General features: G+C 70.0%; 4 protein-coding genes and 2 pseudogenes. 2 read left to right on the top strand and 4 right to left on the bottom strand.

Annotated features, from left to right (window positions below; genetic code table 11):
- Positions 1–100: 100 nt before the first annotated feature.
- Positions 101–1,033: pseudogene (locus TR48_RS36800) on the bottom strand (IS3 family transposase); the annotation flags it as partial.
- Between the two features lie 230 nt (positions 1,034–1,263).
- On the opposite strand from TR48_RS36800, the gene TR48_RS36795 reads away from it, so the two are divergent.
- Positions 1,264–2,478, top strand: a complete 1,215-nt coding sequence (locus TR48_RS36795; RefSeq protein WP_152628392.1) for an IS110 family RNA-guided transposase — start codon at positions 1,264–1,266, stop codon at positions 2,476–2,478.
- 48 nt (positions 2,479–2,526) lie between these two features.
- On the opposite strand, the pseudogene TR48_RS36790 reads toward TR48_RS36795, so the two are convergent.
- Positions 2,527–2,778: pseudogene (locus TR48_RS36790) on the bottom strand (transposase); the annotation flags it as partial.
- A gap of 39 nt (positions 2,779–2,817) precedes the next feature.
- Between TR48_RS36790 and TR48_RS46135 the strand changes: the two are divergent.
- The gene (locus tag TR48_RS46135) at positions 2,818–3,630 is read left to right on the top strand and encodes a PP2C family protein-serine/threonine phosphatase (protein WP_369405635.1); all 813 of its coding nucleotides are present in this window, start codon (positions 2,818–2,820) and stop codon (positions 3,628–3,630) included.
- Here TR48_RS46135 and TR48_RS42735 read toward each other — a convergent pair.
- Both TR48_RS42735 and TR48_RS36780 read right to left on the bottom strand, forming a co-directional pair.
- Entirely contained in the window at positions 3,606–4,094 is a 489-nt protein-coding gene (locus TR48_RS42735) for a hypothetical protein (protein ID WP_152628391.1), read from the bottom strand. The two genes, TR48_RS46135 and TR48_RS42735, sit on opposite strands and share 25 nt — an antisense overlap.
- Before the next feature lie 458 nt (positions 4,095–4,552).
- Entirely contained in the window at positions 4,553–5,152 is a 600-nt protein-coding gene (locus tag TR48_RS36780) for a hypothetical protein (protein ID WP_042374987.1), read from the bottom strand.
- Positions 5,153–5,369 lie beyond the last annotated feature (217 nt).

Below are 5,369 nucleotides of genomic sequence, written 5' to 3'. Positions count from 1 at the left end.
TCCGCCGGCGGGGACGTCGGGGTGGGGGCGCCGCCGGGTGAGGTGACCCCCGGAGCGTGGACACAGGGGTTCATGCCGCGAGCGTGAGTTTATGCCCTCGCTAGTGCTGCTGTTCGAACTCGACGGGTGAGAGGTAGCCGAGCGAGCTGTGGCGCCTGCGGGCGTTGTAGTAGGTGAGCCACTGGAAGATCTCCAGCCGGGCCTGACGAACCGTCGTGAGCGTCCCGCGCAGGGCTTCTCTCTTCAGCCCCTGCCAGAAGCTCTCGGCGAGGGCGTTGTCATAACTCGAGCCGACGCGACCCATGCTCCTGCGGATGCCGAAACGATCGCTGACCTGGGCGAACGCGGCGGAGGTGTACTGCGAGCCCCTGTCCGCGTGGAAGATCACCCCAGCGACGCGGCCGCCCCGTGTCGCCACGGCCATGGTCAGCGCGTCGACGACCAGCTCCGTGCGCATGTGGGTGGCCATCGACCAGCCCAGCAGTCGGCGCGAGCAGATGTCCAGGACGCAGGCCAGATACAGCCACGTGCCGCCGACCTGCACGTAGGTGATGTCGCCGCACCACTTCTCGTCCAGCTCCCTGGCCGTGAAGTCGCGTCGGACCAGGTCCGGCGCCGGCGGCGCGAGCCGGTCCGAGACCGTGGTGCGCTTGCGTCTGCGCAGGTGCCGGCCCTCGATCCCGTTGACGCGCATCAACCGCTCGACGCGCTTGCGGTTGACGGTGTGGCCGAAGCCCCGCAGCTCGGCGTGGACCCGGCGCACTCCGTAGGTGCCCTGGTGGTCGGCGTGGATCTCGCGGATCTCCGCGACCAGGACGTCGTCGGCCGCCCGGCGCCCGGCACGGGCCTCGGCCCCGGCCAGCCACCGGTAGTAGCCCGAGCGCGAGACACCCAGAACCCGGCATATCCGCTGCACGCCGAAGTCGGCGCGGTGGACGGAGATGAAGTCCCAGCGGCTGGTCATGCCCTCATCTCCCGCGCGAAATACTGGGCCGCCCGCCGCAGGATCTCCCGCTCGAGCTCCCACTCCTTCCATACCGTCAGTCGTGGGTTGATCCGGGTCATTCGTAGGATCGGGACGCCCAGGGATCTCGGGTGTGGCTGCCACTTGTTTGCCGCTGTTGTGGCTCGCGGAGATTGGCCGCCCGAGGTCCCGCGACGACTCGGCCACTCATTGGGATACGCGGAACAAGATCGCTCGTATGGAAACGTCGGCGAGGTCGTCTGCTGGGACAGAACATACGGACCACCGAGGAGGAGCCGGTGCCCGAACTGTGGGCCGGGACAGATGCGGGCAAGACGGAACACCACTGCACCGCCATTGATGCAGACGGCAAGACGCTTCTCTCGCGGCGAGTGCCGAACAACGAGGCCGAGCTGCTGCAACTGATGGCCGACGTGCTGAAGGCGGCGGACGGCGCCCCGGTGACGTGGGCAGTGGACCTGAACGCCGGCGGCGCGGCGCTCTGGATCGCACTGCTGATCGACAACGGGCAGAAGCTGCTCTACATCCCCGGCCGTACCGTGCACCACGCATCCGCTGCCTACCGTGGCAGCGGGAAGACGGACGCGAAGGACGCCTTCGTCATCGCCGACACCGCCCGCATGCGCCGCGATCTACAGCCCCTGCAGGCGACCGGCGAGATCGCGGTGGACCTGAAGATCCTCACCGCCCGACGCATGGACCTGGCGGCGGACCGCACCAGAGCCATCAACCGGCTCCGAGCCCAGATGCTGGAGTACTTCCCTGCCCTGGAACGCGCCTTCGACTACAGCGTCTCGAAAGCGGCCCTGGTCCTGCTCACGGGCTACCAGACCCCGGCGGCCCTGCGCAGGATCGGCCGGGCCCGGCTTGCGACCTGGCTCAAGAATCACGGCGTGCGTATGACGACCACCGCGAAGACCACCGCCGATGCCGCGGTTGCAGCGGCCGAGGCCCAGTTCACCCCCGTCCTCGGTGAGAGGACCGCGGCGAAGATGGTGCACACCCTCGCGAGAGAGGTGATGACCTTCGACCAGCAGATCGCGGAGCTGGAGGCCCTGATCGAGGAACGGTTTCGCGAGCACCCCGACGCCGAGGTGATCACCAGCATGCCCGGCATCGGTGCCACGCTCGGGGCCGAGTTCATCGCCGCCACTGGAGGTGACATGACGGCCTTCGGCAGCCCCGACCGCCTCGCAGGCGTCGCCGGGCTTGCCCCCGTGCCCCGGGACTCCGGCAAGATCAGCGGCAACCTCAAACGGCCCCGCCGCTACAGCCGTCGCCTACTGCGAATGTTCTACATCTCGGCCCAGGTCGCCACAATGCATTGCCCCGAGTCCAAGCAGTACTACCAGCGGAAACGCAACGAGGGAAAGAGCCACAAGCAGGCTGTGCTCGCCCTCGCCAGGCGCCGCCTCAACGTGCTGTGGGCTCTAATCCGAGACCATCGCACCTTCGAACCCGCAGTTGCCCGTGCGTGCGCGTTGACGATATGACCCAATCACACAAAGTCACCCGTGCGACTTGACAGCAACATTGGGAATCTCCGCCTTGCGGAGCCGACCGTTCTCGGCCCGCAGCCGGGCGAGTTCCTCATCGCGGCTCTCCGAGGTGGCCTCGCCGTTGCTCGCCCGGCCGGCCTGCTCGTCGGCCTGCCGCACCCAGCTCCGCAGCGTCTCGCCGGTCACCCCGACGTCCGCCGCGACCGCGGCATACGTGCGCCTCCCGCCAGCCGCGCGAAACAGCGCCACTGCGTCGTTCCTGAACTCCACCGGATATGGAGACTTCCGTCCCACCAGGACACCCTTCCTCGGACCATCAAGATCCATTGTCGAGTGTCCACACCTCGGGAGACGCCTCACGACGAGCTGCCGCTCGGCCTCGGCCCCGCCTACCAGCCCACCCGCACCGTGCACCAGGCACAGCTCGAACCCGGCGACCGGATTTTGATCCACACCGACGGCGTCACTGAAGCCCGCTCCGGCACCGGTCAGCTCTTCGGCGAGGCCCAGCTCGTCGACTTCATCACCCGCGCGCTGGCCGCCGGCGAACCCGCCCCCGAAGCGCTGCGCCGCCTCATCCACACCATCCTCGGCCACCACACGGGCGCCTCCAGGACGACGCCACCATCGTCCTGGCCGAATGGCACCCCGCCGACCGCGGCACCGGACCGCCCGGCCAGTAGCCCGGTGAGGGCTGGGCGAGAGGGGCCGCGGTCAGTGGCCGTGGGCGGCCTGGTCCCGTGGCGGGGGTGCGGCGGCCATGTGCCGGTAGGCGGTCACGCAGGTGCTGCGGCAGGTGCCGCAGGTCGGTCAGGGGCCGGGTGTCCGCGACGGCGTCGAGTGCCTTGTGGCACAAGCCGACCCGACGATGCGGCCGCTCGGCACGATGTGCCACAGGTGCACCTCGCGGCCGACGGCCTGGGGGCGGTGCTGGGCCCGCAGTTCGTATCTGAACATGACCGCCTCCGAGGACCGGTGCGCCGAGCCCGTCCAGGCCCGCTCCCCCGGCGGCTTCCCGGCCCGTCGCAGCCCATGCCCCAGGTGCCAAACCTCGGTGGGCACGTCCCGGGAGCGCGGGCTGCCCGGAGGGTTCACGGCCGTCTCCTTCCGGGCGGGACCGGTCACAGACCGATGGGGCCGGTGTAGACGAGTTCGGCGGCGGCGTGCTGGGCGCGGCGCAGGTGGGCGGCGGCCTCCTGGGCGGCGATGGCGTGGCCGAATTCGGTGGCGATCTGAGCCTGCACCCGGGCCGGGACCGGTGGGTCGGACAGGACGGCGAGCTGGTTCTCGGGCATGGCGTTGAGGGCGGCCGCGGCCTGGTGGAGTGTGAGAGGGAGCTGTTCGAGCAGGCCGGCCAGCGCGCCGAGGGTGTGGTGGGCGTCGGTGCGATAGCGCCTTCCACAATCCTCGATGCACGGGGCGCGGCGGTCCGCGTGGTCAGGCGGGACGGCGGCGCGGAGCGCTCCTGCGGCGTCGGGGCCGCGACCGGACGGTAGGGGGGTCCGGGGCGCGGTAGGAATCGCGGCCTGGGCGCTGCGCAGCCGCTCCAGCAGTTCCTCGCCGGTGGTTAAAGTGCCCAGCGAAGGACAGGCGCCTCTGTCACGAAGCAACAACGGGTCTGCCGCCCCAGCAGAGGCCCATCTCACTGCGGATGAGCGCACTCCTCCCGCTGGGCGGCGAGGACGTCGGCCTCCCATGCGTTCTTGTTACGCCACTGCAGGTAGGAGTGCAGGGCCCCGGGAGCAGTCCAACCAGCTGCGGGGGTAGCTCCGGCAGCGCAAGTCGCGGGGGGTGGGCGACCCGATGCCTGCGCGCCCTGTAGCGAAGCGCCAGTCGACCTCGGCGAGGGGCTGCACGGTGTGCCTGGCCGGCGAGGCGCCGCTCAATCACCACCCCGGGCCTGGTTCCTGGAAGGAACCAGGCCCGGGGTGGTGAGGCCTGTGGATACCGCCGGCCAAGCTGTAGGGGGCTACTGCGAGCTTTCCCCGGCGAGCGGACCGGGTGAGTGCGTCCACGTCAGGTTCCGCCGCGCTCCCCGGCCGTTGCCACTGCCCTGCCCACGGGTGGGTCATTCGGCGCGCGGTGCAGGGGAAGCCGGGCGGCCGTCGCTCGCGGTGTGGTTGGTGTAGGCGATCGCCGCGAGGGAGAGGCCGACGGGGGCCGCCCAGTTGAGCAGGACGTTGGTCGTGTGGGTGCCGGTCCCGGCTGCGGTGAGGTGCCCGGCGAGCAGGTGGAGCCCGGCGATGACGAGGACGGCCAGCCCCCAGGCAGCGCTGATGCGCCGGTTCACAGACCGGAAGACCGACGACGCCCGATGCTGAAGGGGAACGGTCTCGCGCGCGTACTGTTCGGTGAAGGGCAGCACGGGCACGGAGGCCAGCATGACTACCGCGAGCGCCAGTGTGGAGGCGCCGCGGCCGTAGTCGGCGATGTGCACCCGCAGATCGTGGCCGCCCGCGAACGCCGCGACGGCCAGGACGAGGAAGGTGGCGACGCCGGTCGCGTCGATCACCTTGATGCCGGAAGCCTTGTCCTTGATGATCAGCCAGGTGGCCCCAGCCGTGGCGGCGAGTGCCGCGTACCCGGCCGCGTCGGCTCCCCGGCGCTGCACGATCACGCTGAACAGCGCCCAGGGGATCAGGCTGATCAGCATCTTCTTCGCGTTCATTTCGGCTCTTCCTTCTCGGTTGCCGGTTGTCCTGGTGCCGGTTTCAGGGGAGGGCGACGGACTGGTGTTCCTCAGTGGAAGACTCCCCGTCGACACCGTAGTAGGTGCAGGTACGGGCGGGGCGTCGGCGTGGCAGCACATGTCGGCACCCAGGTGGCTGATGGTGTCGATGACGGTCATGGGAGCCTCCGTCGTGCTTCCGGCGGGTGCGCCTCCG

This window comes from Streptacidiphilus neutrinimicus, from assembly GCF_000787815.1.
Lineage (GTDB): Bacteria > Actinomycetota > Actinomycetes > Streptomycetales > Streptomycetaceae > Streptacidiphilus > Streptacidiphilus neutrinimicus.
Note: the sequence above shows the minus strand (reverse complement) of the source record. Positions and strands in the feature narration are given on the sequence as shown.

Excerpts from the sequence above, each read along its gene's own strand:
- TR48_RS36780 (WP_042374987.1), bottom strand. The coding sequence starts at position 5,152 with ATGAACGCGAAGAAGATGCTGATCAGCCTGATCCCCTGGGCGCTGTTC.